The 15,246-nt window shown below is 59.3% G+C and carries 12 protein-coding genes; 2 read left to right on the top strand and 10 right to left on the bottom strand.

The window, feature by feature from the left end; all coding sequences use genetic code 11:
• Complete coding sequence (locus LOY28_RS24640; protein WP_018927139.1) at positions 1-864, top strand: HlyD family secretion protein; 864 nt, start codon at positions 1-3, stop codon at positions 862-864.
• 45 nt (positions 865-909) lie between these two features.
• Here the strand turns inward: LOY28_RS24640 and LOY28_RS24635 are convergent, their stop codons facing one another.
• From LOY28_RS24635 to LOY28_RS24625, 3 genes are read right to left on the bottom strand one after another with little or no spacing between them, the layout of a single operon-like run.
• A complete protein-coding gene (locus LOY28_RS24635; protein ID WP_018927138.1) occupies positions 910-1,308 on the bottom strand; it encodes a DUF4440 domain-containing protein in 399 nt (132 codons plus the stop codon).
• A gap of 46 nt (positions 1,309-1,354) precedes the next feature.
• Positions 1,355-2,179: an SDR family oxidoreductase gene (locus LOY28_RS24630; RefSeq protein WP_064620202.1), complete on the bottom strand. Its 825-nt coding sequence runs from the start codon at positions 2,177-2,179 to the stop codon at positions 1,355-1,357.
• A 32-nt stretch (positions 2,180-2,211) separates the two neighbouring features.
• Complete coding sequence (locus tag LOY28_RS24625) at positions 2,212-2,676, bottom strand: hypothetical protein (protein ID WP_018927136.1); 465 nt, start codon at positions 2,674-2,676, stop codon at positions 2,212-2,214.
• Positions 2,677-2,854: 178 nt separating this feature from the next.
• Between LOY28_RS24625 and LOY28_RS24620 the strand changes: the two genes are divergently transcribed.
• On the top strand, positions 2,855-5,572 hold the full coding sequence (locus LOY28_RS24620) for an RHS repeat domain-containing protein (protein ID WP_258612667.1): 2,718 nt from the start codon (positions 2,855-2,857) through the stop codon (positions 5,570-5,572).
• A gap of 82 nt (positions 5,573-5,654) precedes the next feature.
• Here the strand turns inward: LOY28_RS24620 and LOY28_RS24615 are convergent, their stop codons facing one another.
• The 7 genes from LOY28_RS24615 to algG all read right to left on the bottom strand — a co-directional run bounded on the left by LOY28_RS24615 (position 5,655) and on the right by algG (position 15,232).
• Positions 5,655-7,106, bottom strand: coding sequence for a mannose-1-phosphate guanylyltransferase/mannose-6-phosphate isomerase (locus LOY28_RS24615; RefSeq protein ID WP_064620199.1), 1,452 nt, complete (start codon positions 7,104-7,106; stop codon positions 5,655-5,657).
• Positions 7,107-7,365: 259 nt separating this feature from the next.
• Positions 7,366-8,022, bottom strand: a complete 657-nt coding sequence (locus tag LOY28_RS24610) for an alginate O-acetyltransferase AlgF (protein ID WP_019581115.1) — start codon at positions 8,020-8,022, stop codon at positions 7,366-7,368.
• A gap of 15 nt (positions 8,023-8,037) precedes the next feature.
• Entirely contained in the window at positions 8,038-9,213 is a 1,176-nt protein-coding gene (locus tag LOY28_RS24605; RefSeq protein ID WP_096479571.1) for an alginate O-acetyltransferase, read from the bottom strand.
• Positions 9,214-9,224: 11 nt separating this feature from the next.
• Positions 9,225-10,790, bottom strand: a complete 1,566-nt coding sequence (locus LOY28_RS24600; protein WP_018927131.1) for an MBOAT family protein — start codon at positions 10,788-10,790, stop codon at positions 9,225-9,227.
• Positions 10,791-11,038: 248 nt separating this feature from the next.
• On the bottom strand, positions 11,039-12,169 hold the full coding sequence (locus LOY28_RS24595) for a mannuronate-specific alginate lyase (RefSeq protein WP_305887970.1): 1,131 nt from the start codon (positions 12,167-12,169) through the stop codon (positions 11,039-11,041).
• Between the two features lie 11 nt (positions 12,170-12,180).
• Entirely contained in the window at positions 12,181-13,632 is a 1,452-nt protein-coding gene (locus LOY28_RS24590) for an alginate O-acetyltransferase (protein ID WP_018927129.1), read from the bottom strand.
• A 10-nt stretch (positions 13,633-13,642) separates the two neighbouring features.
• Positions 13,643-15,232, bottom strand: coding sequence for a mannuronan 5-epimerase AlgG (gene algG, locus LOY28_RS24585; protein ID WP_258612666.1), 1,590 nt, complete (start codon positions 15,230-15,232; stop codon positions 13,643-13,645).
• Positions 15,233-15,246 lie beyond the last annotated feature (14 nt).

Genomic DNA, 15,246 nt, shown 5'->3' with positions numbered 1-15,246 from the left:
ATGAAAAAGCTTTTCAGCCTGCTCGCGACCCTGCTGGTGCTGGCCCTTGCCCTGTGGATCGGCCGGACCCTGTGGGTGCATTACATGAACACGCCCTGGACCCGTGACGGCCGGGTGCGCGCCGACATCATCAACGTCGCCGCCGACGTGACCGGTGAGGTGGTGGAGGTGCCGGTACGCGACAACCAGTTGGTGAAAAAGGGCGACTTGCTGATGCGCATCGACCCCGAGCATTACCGCCTCGCGGTGAAACAGGCGCAGAGCCTGGTGGCCTCGCGCAAGGCCACGTGGGAGATGCGCAAGGTCAACGCCCATCGCCGCGCCGACCTCGACAACCTGGTGATCTCCAGGGAAAACCGCGACGACGCCACCAACATCGCCGACTCGGCCCTGGCCGATTACCAGAACGCACAAGCGCAACTGGAAGCCGCCGAACTGAACCTCCAACGCACCGAAGTGCGGGCGGCGGTGGACGGCTACGTCACCAACCTCAACGTCCATCGCGGTGACTATGCGCGCATCGGCGAAGCGAAAATGGCGGTGGTCGACATGAATTCGTTCTGGGTTTATGGCTTCTTCGAAGAAACCAAACTGCCGCATGTTCGCGTGGGCGATAAAGCCGACATGCAATTGATGAGTGGCGAAGTGCTCAAGGGCCACGTGGAAAGTATTTCTCGCGGCATCTACGACCGCGATAATCCGGAAAGTCGCGAGCTGATCGCTGATGTGAACCCGACCTTTAACTGGGTGCGTCTGGCGCAGCGGGTGCCAGTAAGGATTCACATTGATGAAGTGCCGGAGGGCGTGCTGTTGGCGGCGGGGATTACGTGTACGGTGGTGGTGAACCCCCCGGCTGGCGAATAACCTGTGGCGAGGGGGCAAGCCCCCTCGCCACAAAAAGTGGCCGTGTCAGCCTTGGCAAAACGTCTCATGCAAATGCCGCCAAACCACCTTGCCATCGGCCTGTTTCTCAAACACCGCCGAGGACCGCCGATCAGAATGCAGCCCCGTCGCATCGGTCTGTTGCTCGCGGTAACTGACCACTGCGCCACCGTCATACAGCGCGACACCTCGCAACTCGCTGAGCTCGATCCTGAACCCGAGCTTCTTCCCGCCCGCCAACAGAAACAATTCATTCAACGCCTCGAAATCCAGCACCCGGCCCAACGGCGAGACCATGGAAAACTGCGGCGAAAAACGCGTCAGCAATTGCTCAAGCTCGGCCTCGTCCCGTTCCTCGGCCAACCATTGCTCGATGGCTACGTGGGCCTGGATCACTTCGTCAAAGTATTCGGTGTAGTCGGTCATGCTGTTTCCTGAAAGTCTGAAAGTGTGTTTTGACGCCTTCGCGGTCTCAGAGCTGCCCGCGCAACCCGAACCGCTTCATCAACCCCGACTCCAGCAACCCTTTTGGCAATAACCCCGCCATTAACGGCAACGCCCGGCTGCCGTTACCCAAACGCACCAGACGCGGTGGTTTGCTCTGCTGCACAGCCTTGAGCAAACCGGCGGCAAATTCACTGGCCGGCGTTGGTTTATCTTGAGAGGCCTTGGCCCGTGCACGAATACCTTCACGCAGCGGAAACCACGGTGATTGTTCGGTGATCAGTTGCTCGGCTTCGTGGCCGGCATTCTTCGCGAAGCTGGACGCGATAGCACCGGGCTGAACTTCCATGACCCGCACGCCGAACGGCGCCAGCTCCATGCGCAGCGCATCGCTCAAGGCATGCACGGCGGCTTTCGAGGCGCAGTAGGCACCGGCAAACGGCGTGACCAGAACCCCGGAAACGCTGCCGATGTTCACCACCAGCCCCCGGGCGCGACGCAGTACCGGGAACATCGCGCGAGTGACGCCGACAATCGCAAACACGTTAGTTTCGAACTGGCGCTGCATGGCCGGCACGCCGCCATCGAGCAGCGGCCCCATGGCGCCATAACCGGCATTGTTGATCAGCACGTCGAGGCCGCCGCGTTGCTGGTTGATCCGCTCGCTCAACTGTTCGAGGGCCGGGCCATCGTTAACGTCCAGCTGCACGGCGGTGAAACCGGCAGCAGTCAGAGCCGCGACGTCTTCAGCCTTGCGAGCACTGGCCCAGACTTCGTAACCGGCATTTTTGAAGGTGTCGGCAAGTGCGCGGCCAATGCCGCTGGAGCAACCGGTAATCAACGCAACAGGCATGGCGCGGTCCTTGTGCAAAAGAAAAAGGGGGATCAGTCGGAGAAACTACCCTGCAACCGTTCAGCGCGAAATTCCAGGGTTTGCGGGCGGTAGCCGGGGCGCAAGGGCGGTAGCGGCAAGCAGTCTTCCCAACTGCCGCCGGCCTGCAATTCGCCGGGGCCGCGATAACGTGGCGCGGCGTATTGATTGTCGGCCAGGTTCACCGTATCGCCCGGCGCATACGCCGCGATGCGCCAGCGCAATTCGATCAGTGGCACGTCGTTGCCGTTTTTCATCGTGAGCTTCAATGGCCGATCTGCCGGGCAGTGCTCGGGTGCGTAAGTGATGCGCAGCTCAAGGCGTGCCAGTTGCTTGATTTCGCGGTTGTCCATCCAGAACACCCACGTCGCCACCAGGCCCAATCCGACAGCGGCCGCCACGGAAACCGGCACGGCCTTGGCCGGGTAGCGCAGCAGCAGGATCAGCCAGGTGATGACCAGCAGGACGCCGATGAACATGTTTGAACGCTCCATGAACGGATAACCGACATCCTACCGAAGGGGCACGAGAATGGATATTCGGTGAGCAAGGGGTTGTACCGTTGGTCGGTACTGTAATTTCTGACAGTAGCCAGCCATGTTCTTGAAACGTTAGAAGACATTGGCCGACGGGGCTGTTATTCGATGGACAGAGGCGATGGAAATGCACCACAAGACGCCCACACTGAGGATCTTCGATCCGCGCGGCCTGTCGATTCGCTTGGTAGATTACTGGCGCGCCATCGAAAACCTGCCCGCTGAGGTCCGCATCAATCGCACTGCTCACAATGGCGCAGGACGTGCAGTCAAACAGTGGGATCCGCGGTTATGGGCGCTGCAAGAAGACGATCCCCTGACCCCTCCCAATCTGATCACGGTGTATTCGCTGTCCGGGAACGCGTTGCGCACGGACAGCGTTGATGCCGGAACGCAGATCACCCTGCGCGGTCTGGCCGACGAAGTGTTGTCGGACTGGGACAGCCGCCAAACACGTCGCGAGGTCGAATATGACGATTTGCTGCGGCCCGTGGCGGTGTTCGAACAGGGCGCCGTGGAGCCCCGTCGCTGTGTCGAGCGCTTTGCTTATGGCTACCCGGGCCAGGGTCATCAGGACCTTAACCAGTACGGCAAACTGATTCGCCATGACGACCCGGCGGGCAGCGTACTGTTCGACTCGTTTGCGATCAGCGGTGAAGGCATCGAAAACACCCGCCACTTCACCCTTGAGCCGGTAACCCCCGATTGGCCGGAATCGATTGATGATCGCCGACGGCTGCTCGAACCGGGGACTGGGGCGACGTCCAGGTGGCGTTTCGGCCCGTTGGGTGATGTGCTGGAACAGACCGATGCCAAGGGTAATCGTCAGACTTTCGGTCTGACCGTCGATGGCCGATTGCGCGAAAGCCGACTGCAATTGAAGGATCAATCCATTTGGCAAACGTTGGTCAGCGAGATCCGCTACAGCGCCCAAGGGCAAGTCGAAGAGGAGGTCGCGGGTAACGGGGTGCGGACGACGCTGGCCTATCGACCCGAAGACGGTTTGTTGATGGAGCGTCGGGCACAGGATGCCAGTGCCCGAATGTTGCAGCATCTGATCTACGACTATGACCGGATGGGCAATGTCTTGAGCATCGAGGACAAGGCCCTGCCCGTGCGCTACTTCGCCAACCAGCGCATCGACCCGATCAGTCGCTTCATCTACAACAGCCTGTACCAGTTGATCGAAGCCTTTGGCTGGGAGGCGGGCGGTCCCGATCAAGGACCCGAGTCGGTTGGTCGCACCGATCCGGCGGCGGTTAGCAACTATCGGCAGATTTACCACTATGACGAGGGCAGCAATCTGCTGAAGCTGACCCACATCGGCGCGCAAAAACATGGGCGCGATTTGAAAGCTGCCCGCTACAGCAATCGCTGCCTGCCCTGGCGCAACGGCGTGCCGCCCACGGAAGAGGACATCGCCGCCGCATTCGACGCCAAAGGTAATTTGCTGGAGTTGGACCAGGGACGGTTGTTGACCTGGGATCTGCGCAATCAATTGCGCTCGGTCAGCCCGGTGGAACGCGCCTCCCGACGCAATGACGGTGAGTGCTATTTTTACGATGGCGCTGGCCAGCGGGTGCGCAAAATCCGCGCGTTGCAGACCAGGGCTCGCACCGTGATAGCTGAAGTGCGTTACTTGCAGGGTTTGGAACTTCGTACCGACAGTGGCACCGGGGTGGTGTTGCAGGTCATCACCGCGCAGGCTGGCCTCAACACCGTGCGGGTGTTGCATTGGGACAGCGAGCCACCGTCCGGTGTCAACGATCAGTACCGCTACACCCTGGTCGATCACCTGAGCTCCTGCACCGTGGAACTGGCCGATGACGCGCAAATCATCAGCCGGGAAATTTTTTATCCCTTTGGCGAGACCGCGTGGTACGACGCGATTGAAGTGGACTATAAAACCATTCGTTATTCGGGCAAGGAACAGGATGCCACGGGGCTTTATTGCTATGGCTTCCGGTACTACATACCGTGGTTGCGGCGATGGGCGAGTACCGATCCGGCAGGCGCTGTGGATGGCTTGAACCTGTATCGGATGGTTCGAAACAACCCGTTAACGTTCTTTGACGAGCAGGGTGAAAACTCAAAATCCAACTCGGCAGTGCGTACCGCGATCGAGATTTTTGAATCGTATAAGGACAATTACAGCGATACGGACAGAGTGACTCCTTACAACATGATGAACACAATCACTCAGGGCAAACTGAAGTTCAAAACAGCAAAGGCAACACCTGCGGTGCTTGAAAAGACCAAGCCCCAGAACTTTACCTTGCGCCATTACACGGTCTACGGGAGCAGCGGCGAAACACCTCCCTTTATGGAAATCGCGTCTAACTTTTCTTTGGTTCACCAGAACTTGAAGACGTTGGGCGGAAAGGGCGGCAATACCAATGAAAAGGATTGGACCAAGGCCGGGAACATGGGCTTCACCTTCTTTCTTCTGGCGATAAATGGAGAAGTGAATGAACGCAAGTTTCTCGGCTCGATGACACACTTTGCCGAATACGATCTTGAGGATGACAAGGTGCTGGAGGCAGCCTTGGGTAAAGATTTCGATAAGGTAGAGTTTTTTGCTTCTCCCGATGTACTCGATCCCAAACACTCTTCGGACCTGAGCGCGGTGCCAATGGTTAAAGGCCCACTGAAAGAATTGAAGGCGCTGCTGTTAGGCAACTCGGGAATCAGTCCGGTTCAGGTGGGAAGAATGAGTTCACGAGCATTACTTGACAGTATCGATAGTGCGTTTCATGGAACACTTGAGATCAAAATACCAGGATCAATAAAGGTCAGTGGCTGGCATAGAAAACCAGCCACAACCCGTAAGGCTGCATGAATGTGTAAAAAAGCCCCCGCCCAACCCGCTGCGGATAGGGAACGCAGCGGGCTGGACGAGGGCTTTTTGATTTGCTGATTGATTACTGCGCGATGGTTTTCACCGACACGCCGCGCTCGATCGGGGTGGAGCGACCGTAGATATCTTCAAACCGCTCGATATCGTCTTCGCCCAGGTAGCTGCCCGATTGCACTTCGATGATCTCGAGTGGAATCTTGCCCGGGTTGCGCAGACGGTGAACCGAGGCGATCGGGATGTAGGTCGACTGGTTTTCACAGAGCAGGAACACGTTTTCGTCGCAGGTCACTTCAGCGGTGCCGCTGACCACGATCCAGTGTTCGGCGCGGTGATGGTGCATCTGCAGCGACAGGCACGCGCCCGGCTTGACCGAGATGTGCTTGACCTGGAAACGACCGCCCATATCCACCGAGTCGTAGGAACCCCACGGACGATAGACTTCGCAGTGGTTCTGGGTTTCGCTGCGGCCCTGTTCGTTGAGGGTGTTGACCATCTGTTTGACGCCTTGGACCTTGTCCTTGTGGACGATCATCATGGCGTCCTTGGTTTCGACCACCACGATGTTTTCCAGGCCGATCACCGACACCAGTTTGCCGTTGCCGTGGATCATGCAGTTTTTGCTGTCCTGGATGACCACGTCGCCTTTGGTGACGTTGCCGTTGGCGTCCTTTTCATTGACTTCCCACAGCGACGACCAGCAACCGACATCGCTCCAGCCCGCGGTCAGCGGTACGACGCAGGCGCGCTGGGTTTTTTCCATCACCGAATAGTCAATGGAATTGTCCGGGCAGCAGGCAAAGGTGGCGGAGTCGATGTCGATGGTGTCGGCATCCTGCACGCTACGTTCCAGGGTCAGTACGCAGGTGTCGTAGATGTCCGGATCGTGCTTTTTCAGCTCTTCGAGGAAGCGGCTGGCGCGGAACAGGAACATGCCGCTGTTCCAGAAATAACCGCCGGACTGGACGAACTCGGTGGCGCGTTTCACGTCGGGTTTTTCGACGAAGTGCGAGACACGGCTGACGCCTTCCGGCAGCAGGGCATCGTTGGTGGATTTGATGTAGCCGTAACCGGTTTCCGGTTTGGTCGCCGGCACGCCGAACAGCACCATTTCGCCACGCTCGGCCGCCACAGTGGCCAGGGCCAGGGCGCGTTGCAGGGCTTTCTGGTCTTCCAGGACGTGGTCGGCCGGCAGCACCAGCATCAACTCGTCGCGACCTTCATTGACCAGCATCATCGCGGTCAGGGCCACGGCCGGCGCGGTGTTACGGCCGAACGGTTCCATCAGGATGCGCTGGGTTTCCAGTTTACGGGCGCTCAGCTGCTCGTTGACGATGAAGCGGTGATCCTTGTTGCAGACCACGATCGGGGTATCCATGCCTTCGAACACCAGGCGTTCCAGGGTTTGCTGGAACAGCGTGTGTTCGCCGGTCAGGGCGAGGAATTGCTTGGGGAATTGCTTACGGGAAAGCGGCCAAAGACGTGAACCGCTACCACCTGACAAGATCACCGGAATCATGTTGTTACTCCTTTAAAATCGATTGGTTAGAGCCACGAACGTTCTGTCGTTTCACTCTTGTTTTTGTTCCGTAATCAGATCGGCTCACCGATTCTGTAGCAGCTGCCGAGCCTGCGAGGCTGCGTTCGGCGACGTAGTCGTCGTGAATCCCGTCAATGCGGTCATTCAGAAAGACCGAGTTGCTTGGATTGCGACTGCTTCGCAGTCGGACGCAGGCTTCGCCAGCTGCTACAGGGTGATCACCGTCCTGATGAATTAATCAGCGCGTCGACACTGGGCGCTTGACCCAGACTGGCGACAGGCTGCTGCCGTTGCCGGTGACGTACAGCACCGCCGCTTCACCGCGCTCCAGGGCAACCGGCTTTACGTCGCCGACTTTCTTGTCGCCTTCGTACAGCGCCAGGCTGACTTTCACCGGGTTGATTTCACGCTCGCCACGGCCCTTGGCGGCCACGTTCGGCACCACATCGGTCTTGCCGTCGGCGGTTTTCAGGGTCAGGGCCTTGTCGCTGAGGTTCTGCACGCGTACCAGGGATTTCTGCTTGTTCTTGAACGGCGGTTCTTCGATCAGTTGCGGTGCGCCGCTGGCGTTGTTGACCAGGGTGTAATAGTGATCACCGGCCAGTTTCACCGGCAGGGTCTGGCTACCGACCTTGGCGCTGTAGTCGCCGCCCGGCATGAAGCTGAAGTCAGTGCTGGAAAGTGGCGCGACTTCGTTCAGGTTGGTGGTGCCGACGGTAGCACTGACTTCAGCGTTACCGGCGTTGTAGACCCGCACGAAGGTGGAGCCTTTCGGTGCGGTCGGGCCGTAGAGGGCAGCGTCGCCACCGGCGAAGGCTTGCATCGAGAGCACGCTCATGCCGGCAACGAGAGCAAAGGTCTTGGCGAGACGGCGAGGAGTAGTAGTGAAAGTCATGGGTGTACCTCTCTTTCAGTTTTGCGCCCGGTCGGGCGTCTCGGATTTGGTGTTTACAGCTACGTTTTGTTGGCGCGCGCCGGCTTGTTTAAGCTCTGCGACCCACTGTGGGTCGGCGTCACCGATTTCGTTGTTCACAGGCAGATATCGTTCAGGGAACTCCCAGATCAGCACTTGTGGCGGGCTGTTCTTGAAGGCATCGCTTTTCAGGTAGCTGAGCATCGGCAGAATCGGGCCGTGGCCGTCTTCGGCGTAATTGACCACGTCGCTGTGCAGCGCTTCTTTCAGCGCACCGACGAAGTTCCAGTTAGGGTTGGCGCTGTAGCTGGTGCCGATCAGGGCCACCGGCACTTCCGTGTTGGCAAACAGCGCGTCATCACCGGCCGGTTGATCCTGGGCCGCCACGGTGTTGCGCTTCTGCAAAGGTTCTGGCGCCGGCATCAGGTTCTCGAACAACGGGTCCAGCGGCAGGAACAACCGCAGGTCACCCTTGTGCGTCACCTTCTCCGCCGGTTCGGTGACGAAGTTTTGCGGTTCGCCGCTGAGCGGTGCCTTGTCGGCAATGGTTTTGGCCAGGGTCTGGGCAGCGACTTGTGCGCCTTCCGGGGTCCAGTGGGTGTCGGTGCGCAGGAACACTTGCTGACCGTCGTGCTTGGCTTGTTGCAGCGGGCCGAGCAGGTCAGGGGCGAGGATCTTGTCGGCCGCCACGCGAGCGTGGAAGTCCTTATACAGATTGGCGTGGATACTCGCTGGCTTCACTTCACCCAGGTGTTCCGGGTACAGACGCGTCTTGGCCGGAACAATCGCCATCACCAGTTGCACGCCTCGCTTTTTCAGTTCCTGGCGCACGCCTTCGACCAGCGCGTAGTTGCCTTGCAGGTTCAACTCTTCGTTGACGATCGGGTGGAACTCTTCATCGCTGTAGAGCCACTGATCGCGACCGAGCACCACGCCCGGACGACCTTCGTTGAACAGTTTGAAATCCAGCGCGGCCCAAAGGTTGGTGCCCAGGCGCTTGATCGGGAACTCGTCGTCATAGTGCGTCTCGACGGCTTTGGTCCAGCGCCCGTTGAGCACGGTGGCATCGGCGTTGGTACTGAAGCCGAAGAAGCTGCGTACCGACCACACGCCCAGGACCAGCAAGGTCACCAGGAACAGCGCGATGTAGAAGATGCGTAATGAGCGGGTCATGGTCAGATCCCTCAGAACTGGAAGTAAAGGAACGGCGAAAAGCTTTGCGCCGAGAGTTTGAGAATCGAGGCAATGAACAGCAGCAGTACCAGGGCGCGCATCACGTAACGGGACCAATCGGCGGTCCAATAGGCCGGTTGCACAGTCGCTTCAACGCCGACGGTGTAACCCGGCTCGTGGATGCTGGCCGGGTTGTCGCCCGGTACGGCTTTGATCATTCCAGGCGTCGCCGCGGCCGGGCCGTCGGTTTCGATGTTCACCGCAGGTTTGGTCTTGACCGGCGGCTGGTTGGTGTAGAAATCACGCAGGCCGAAGAACGCCAGGGTCACGTAAGCCACCACCAGGGTTGCCACTTGCAGACCGGTGAGGCTGGCCTGGTTGAGTTCCGACAGCGACCATTCGCCGAAGCTGAACATTGCGCCGTACATGCGACCGGCGACGTGCAGGTTCTCTGCGCGGAAGATCACCCAGCCCATGACCACCAGCAGGAAGGTCAGGACCCAGCGGATCGGGTTGAAGCTGCGCGGCGAAGTGTTCAGGCCGATGGCTTTTTCGATTGCCAGCCACATGCCGTGCCAGGCGCCCCAGACGATGTAGGTGATGTTCGCGCCGTGCCACAGACCACCGAGCAGCATGGTCAGGAACAGGTTGCGATAGGTCATCAGCGTGCCTTTACGGTTACCGCCGAGGGTGATGTACAGGTAGTCACGCAGCCAGGTGGAGAGGCTGATGTGCCAGCGCCGCCAGAACTCGGTGATCGACTGGCTGACGTACGGCTGTTTGAAGTTTTCCATGAAGCGGAAACCCATCATCAAGCCCAGGCCAATCGCCATGTCGCTGTAGCCGGAGAAGTCGAAGTACAGCTGTGCGGTGTAGGCCAGGGCGCCGAGCCAGGCATCGCCCGTGGTCGGGTTCTGCAAGGCGAAGCAATGGTCGGCGACCACCGCCAGGGTGTCGGCGATGAACACCTTCTTGATGAAACCCTGCATGAACCGCGTGGCACCTTCGGAGAACTTGTCGAGGGTGTGGGTGCGGTTGTTGAACTGGTCGGCCAGGTCGCGGAAACGCAGCACGGGGCCCGCGATCAAGTGCGGGAAGATCGCTACGAATGCGGCAAAGTCGATCAGGTTGCGGGTGGCCGGGGTATCGCCGCGGTAAACGTCGATGATGTAGCTGATGGACTCGAAGATGTAGAACGAGATCCCGATCGGCAACAGTACGTGGGTCAGGATGAACGGCGACAGACCGACCGAGGTCATCATCGCGTTGATGCTCTCCACGCCGAAGTTGGCGTACTTGAAGTAGCCCAGGATGCACAAGTCCACCGCGACGCCGAGCAGCAGCCAGCGCTGGGCCGGTTTGGTCCGGACACCAGCGGCGCCAACTTTCAGGCCGATCCAGTAGTTCCACAGCGTGACGGCTGCGAACAACGCAAGGAAGTCCACACGCCACCAGGCGTAGAACACGTAGCTGGCGATCAGCAGCAGCAAGTTGCGATAGCGTTGCCCGCTCAAGTAGTACAAGCCGAGAAAGATCGGCAAGAACAGAAACAGGAACACGTTGGATGAAAATACCATCCTGATCTCTCCATGTTTAACCAACAGTCAAGGGCCAACGGCCCCCCCAAACCCCCCACTGAAAACCGGGGTGGTTGTATTGCATGCTGTGCGCTTACCTGTGGCGAGGGAGCTTGCTCCCGCTGGGGTGCGAAGCGCCCCTGAAACCTGATGACGCGGTGTCTCAATCAATCCGCGTTCACTGGGTTACGACTGCTTCGCAGCCGAGCGGGAGCAAGCTCCCTCGCCACAGGGGAATACAGTCAGCTTTAAGAACCTTTGCCTTTCTCGTTGGCCGGGTCGTAGACCTTGGTCAAGTCCCCGCCGAGGCGGAAAGACTTGAACGGCTGCATCTTGTGCTTGAGTTCCAGCACATTCGGCGCGCAGGTGTAGAGCGAGCAGAACGGTTCGAGCCAGGCGAATTTCGAGTCGATCTTGAGATCGGTCATGTCCTGGCCTTTACCGTTTTTCTTCTCGAATTGATCCGGGTCGTCCACGCCGGCCAGCACGCGATCACCCAGGCGTTTCAAGGCACCGTTGTTTTCCTGACGCAAATCCACACCGTTGGCCTGGGCGAAACTGGCGATCATCGCCAGCGGCGGCAGGGCATAGTTGTGGTAGGCGAGGGCGCGTTGCTGGCGCTTGAGTTCGTTAGGCAGGAAGCCTTGGGCATCGATCTGATTGGCGCCGACCTTGAATTCCTTCACGGCCCAGTCGAACAGGTCGCGGCGGTTGATGGCGACCGACGTGGCCATCACCGACCAGGCGGCCCAATACGAGTGGTTGTTGGTCTGTTCAAGCGGCAGGTTGTCCCAATCGCTGACCACCTGATCGGCCATTTTGCTGAACCAGGCTTCAATCACCTGCGCTTGTTCCTGGTGGGTGGCCAGGGGATGCGAGTCAGAGAATTTCAGGCGGATATAGGACGAAGCCATGCTGCCCAATGCCCATTTGCGCATGGACTTGCCGGTGTGGTTGAAGTCCTTGGACATCAATGCATCGGCCTTGGCCCAGGCGGTCAACCAGTCGAGGGTGCATTCCAGTTGTTCCGGGCGACCGTCACGCATGAACTGCATCACTCGCTTGCTGGTGCCGCGCTCGATCTTGGTGATGTCGGCGGTGGTATCGCGGAAGGCCTTTTCCGACTCCTCGTTCAGAGTCGAACGGGCCTTGTCGGAGCCTTCGTATTTGCTGCGAAACTGCAGGGCGCCGGTGTAGGGCGTCGGCATTGCGTCGCAGCCTTCGCTCTTGTCGCCGGTCTTGAATTTATCCACTGGCGCAAAATACCCCTGAGGCGGGCGCAGTGGCGCGGCGGCCTGGGTGGCGCCAGCGAACATCGCCAGAGCCAGCAGGGAAGGCGCGAGTAACTGTTTCAAAGCTCGGGTTTGCATGCAGTTCATAAGAGGTAGCCTCATTGCCCGGCTTGAGCAGTACGCTGCCCGGTGCCGGAGAACACGTTACGTTTGCAGATTTTCGCTTCGACTTTCTGCGGCGCGGCACCTGGTGTTTCAGGCCCCTGGACTTCAACGGCCAGCAGATTCTGCGAGGCCCAGTCTTCGTCCGTGCGCAACTCGAAGGCGAAACGCCCGTCGGTTTCGGAGGTTTCCGGTTTCTCGATCTTGATGTCCTCATGACGCCCATTCATGTACCAGAGGGTGGCATGCAAGGTTTTCACCGACGTATCGGCGAAGCGGATGTCGACCTGGTGGTCGCTGTTGCGCAGGTCCAGGTTCTTGCTGTTGACCAACAGTTCGTTTTTGCCCGGCTTCACCATGGCGCTGCTGCTCATCTGTGCATCCTTGCCTTCGCAACCGTTGTCGAGCAGCGCCATCATCTGGCGGTAGATGGTTTCCTGGTCGAGGCGATAAAGCGGCGAGAATTCCCAGATGAGAATTTTCGGAGGCTTGGTCTGGAACTCCTGGCTGCCCAGGTACTGCAGCATCGAACCTTCCAGGCCACCGCCGGGGAATGCCACGTTGAGGATGTCGGCGCCGATGGCCTCTTCGAGGAAACCGGCGAAGTTGTAGTTCTTGCCACTGTGGCTGGTGCCGACCAGGGTGATTTCCGGGTTGCCGGATTCACCGAACAGATCGCCATCCGCTGCTTCGCCCTTGGGCTCGGTGGTGAACTGATCCATGTACTGGATCGCGTAGCTGGTGCCACAGAGTTGACCCGCCATGTTGTGTAACGTTCCGGTCTTGCCCATGCGACCCGACTTATGGGTCTCGAATTCACGCTTGGGAATGTCGGCGAAGGCCGGCAACTGCTTGACCTTCTCGGCGACGATCTTCGCGGTGCGCTGGGCGCCATACGGGGTCCAGTGCTGGTCGCCGCGGAAGTAGAAATCGTGGGCGGGCAGGGTGTCGGGCAGCGATTCGTTGGTCAGTGGTGACAGGTCGGGGACCACGTAGCCCATCTGCGCGAAGCGCCCGAGCATGGTCTTGTAGTTGGTCAGGGCCTTGTCGAAATCGTATTTGGCTTTTTCTTCCGGGTTCAGCTTGTTGCGGTTCACCAGGCCACGGGTCGGCTGGTAAACGATGACCAGCTCCACGCCTTTGCTCTTGAACGCATCGTGCAGTTGTTTCAGGCGTTTGTAGCCGGCGGGTGTGGTATCGAATTCGGTGCGCAGGTCTTCTTGGGTACGGAACAGCCAGTCGCCCTGGGCCTGCACCAGCGTGGTGAAGTTCTGCTGATAGCGGGTGGTGTAGTTCTTCGGGTCGTGGGCTGCCGGGCACAGGCTGCAGCACGGCTCGGCGCTGAAGCTCGGTGCCTTGGCGTCTTCGGCACGCACGCCAGTGCTGGCCGCGAGAATACCCGCGGTCAGGGCCGACAGGCTGAGTAATTTGATCAAGTGTGGGTGCATAAAATTATCCTCAGTCCCGCATTTCGGTCTGGCGTTCGACAGGGTCGATCAGCACGGCTTTCTGCTGGCGCACCAGCAGGTCGAGAATTTCATCCTGACGCTCGCCGAGAATTCCCGAGAAGCTGATGCCGCTGGTTTTGGTCGGTGCGAGCATCGACACGCGATACAACTCCACGCTCAGCGGCGAGTCGATCGACAGCGGTCCGCTGCCGTTGGCAGCCAGTTCACCACCGACCACGATCAGCGACACTTCGGCATCGAACGGGTCGAGCTTGATGTCCCGGTCGGTGTCGCTCAGGTCTTTGATGTGCCCGTAGACACCGGTCAGGCCGTTGGCCATCGAGACGTTTTCGTACAGGCGAATGTTCACGCTGTTACGAATCCGGATGCCGTGACGCTTATTGCTGATCACCTTGTTGCCCCACAACAGGTTGTCGGCACTCTCGTAGAGGGTGATGCCGTCGGTGTGGTTCTTGTAGATCTCGTTGTAGGCGATCAGGTTGTTCACGCTGTTACGGTCGATCACCAGGCCTGACAGGTGGTTGTCGTAGCTGCGGTTGTTGAAGATGAAGCTGTCGTTGACCTCACGGGAAATAATGATCCCGTGCTTCTTCTTGGTACCGTACACCGTGTTGTCGGCGATGATCAGACCGTGGGAACGGTCATGGGGGTCGATGCCGTAGACGATGTTGTCTTTGTAGGTGTTGCCCTTGACCACGAAGTCGCGGGTTTCGTAGCAGTAGAAGCCGTACCACATGTCCGAGAACTCGGAGCCGACGATCCAGCCGGTCGGTTCAGGGCGCTTGAGCACCTTGGCCATGTTCGGCGTGTACTGGGAAATACTCACGCCGTAGGACTTACTGTTGGCGTAACCGAAACTGGCGATCTTGCTGTTGGCGATGTAGGTCTCGGTGCCGCCCCAGGACAACAGGAACGGCCGGAATTCCTTGGGCGACGAGAAGGCCGCCGGGCCGTTGGCCTTCTCGCTCCAACCGGTGATCTTGGTATCACGCACAAACAGCTGACCGTCGTTGACCAGGAACGAGCCGGCCTCCTGGGACAGGCGCAGTTCCTGGGTCTGTTTGTCGATTTCCAGAATGCCGTGTCTGCCCACCACGATCGGCAACTTCGCCAGGAACACACCTGGCGACGTTTCGCTGAGGTACTGCTTGGGCAGCTTCTTGGTCAGGTCCTTGAGGTTCATGTAGCCGTCGTCGACGAAGATCGCCTGCGGGATGCCGTGCTGACGCACCACCCACTCGGCCATCTTGTTGTCGCCGCCGATGAAGTCCTTCAAGGCGTCTTCCTGCATCATCCGGCGTATGCTGATCTTGCCGGGCTTGGTGCGCACGATTTTCGCGGCAATGGCTTCGGCGGTGTAGCCAGAAGTGTCCGGCAGTTTCGGCTTGGCCAGCTCCAGCGGCGCAGTTGGCGCGCTGCTGACGGTGTAGGTCTTGGCCTGTTGCAGCCCCTTGGCTATGGTCGTCGATTTGCCCTGTTGCACAGACTTGGCCGGTTCGACGGTGGCGAAGGCGGCTGCGCTGGCCAGCAGCAGCGCGCCGGCCAGCAGGCTGATCGAGCCTTTCTTGGCGCTGTTCATGTCGGGCACTCCCT

Origin of the sequence: Pseudomonas sp. B21-017, from assembly GCF_024749245.1 — a bacterium.
Taxonomy (GTDB): domain Bacteria; phylum Pseudomonadota; class Gammaproteobacteria; order Pseudomonadales; family Pseudomonadaceae; genus Aquipseudomonas.
The sequence above is the reverse complement of the archived record's forward strand: the minus strand, read 5'-3'. Positions and strand labels throughout refer to the sequence as shown.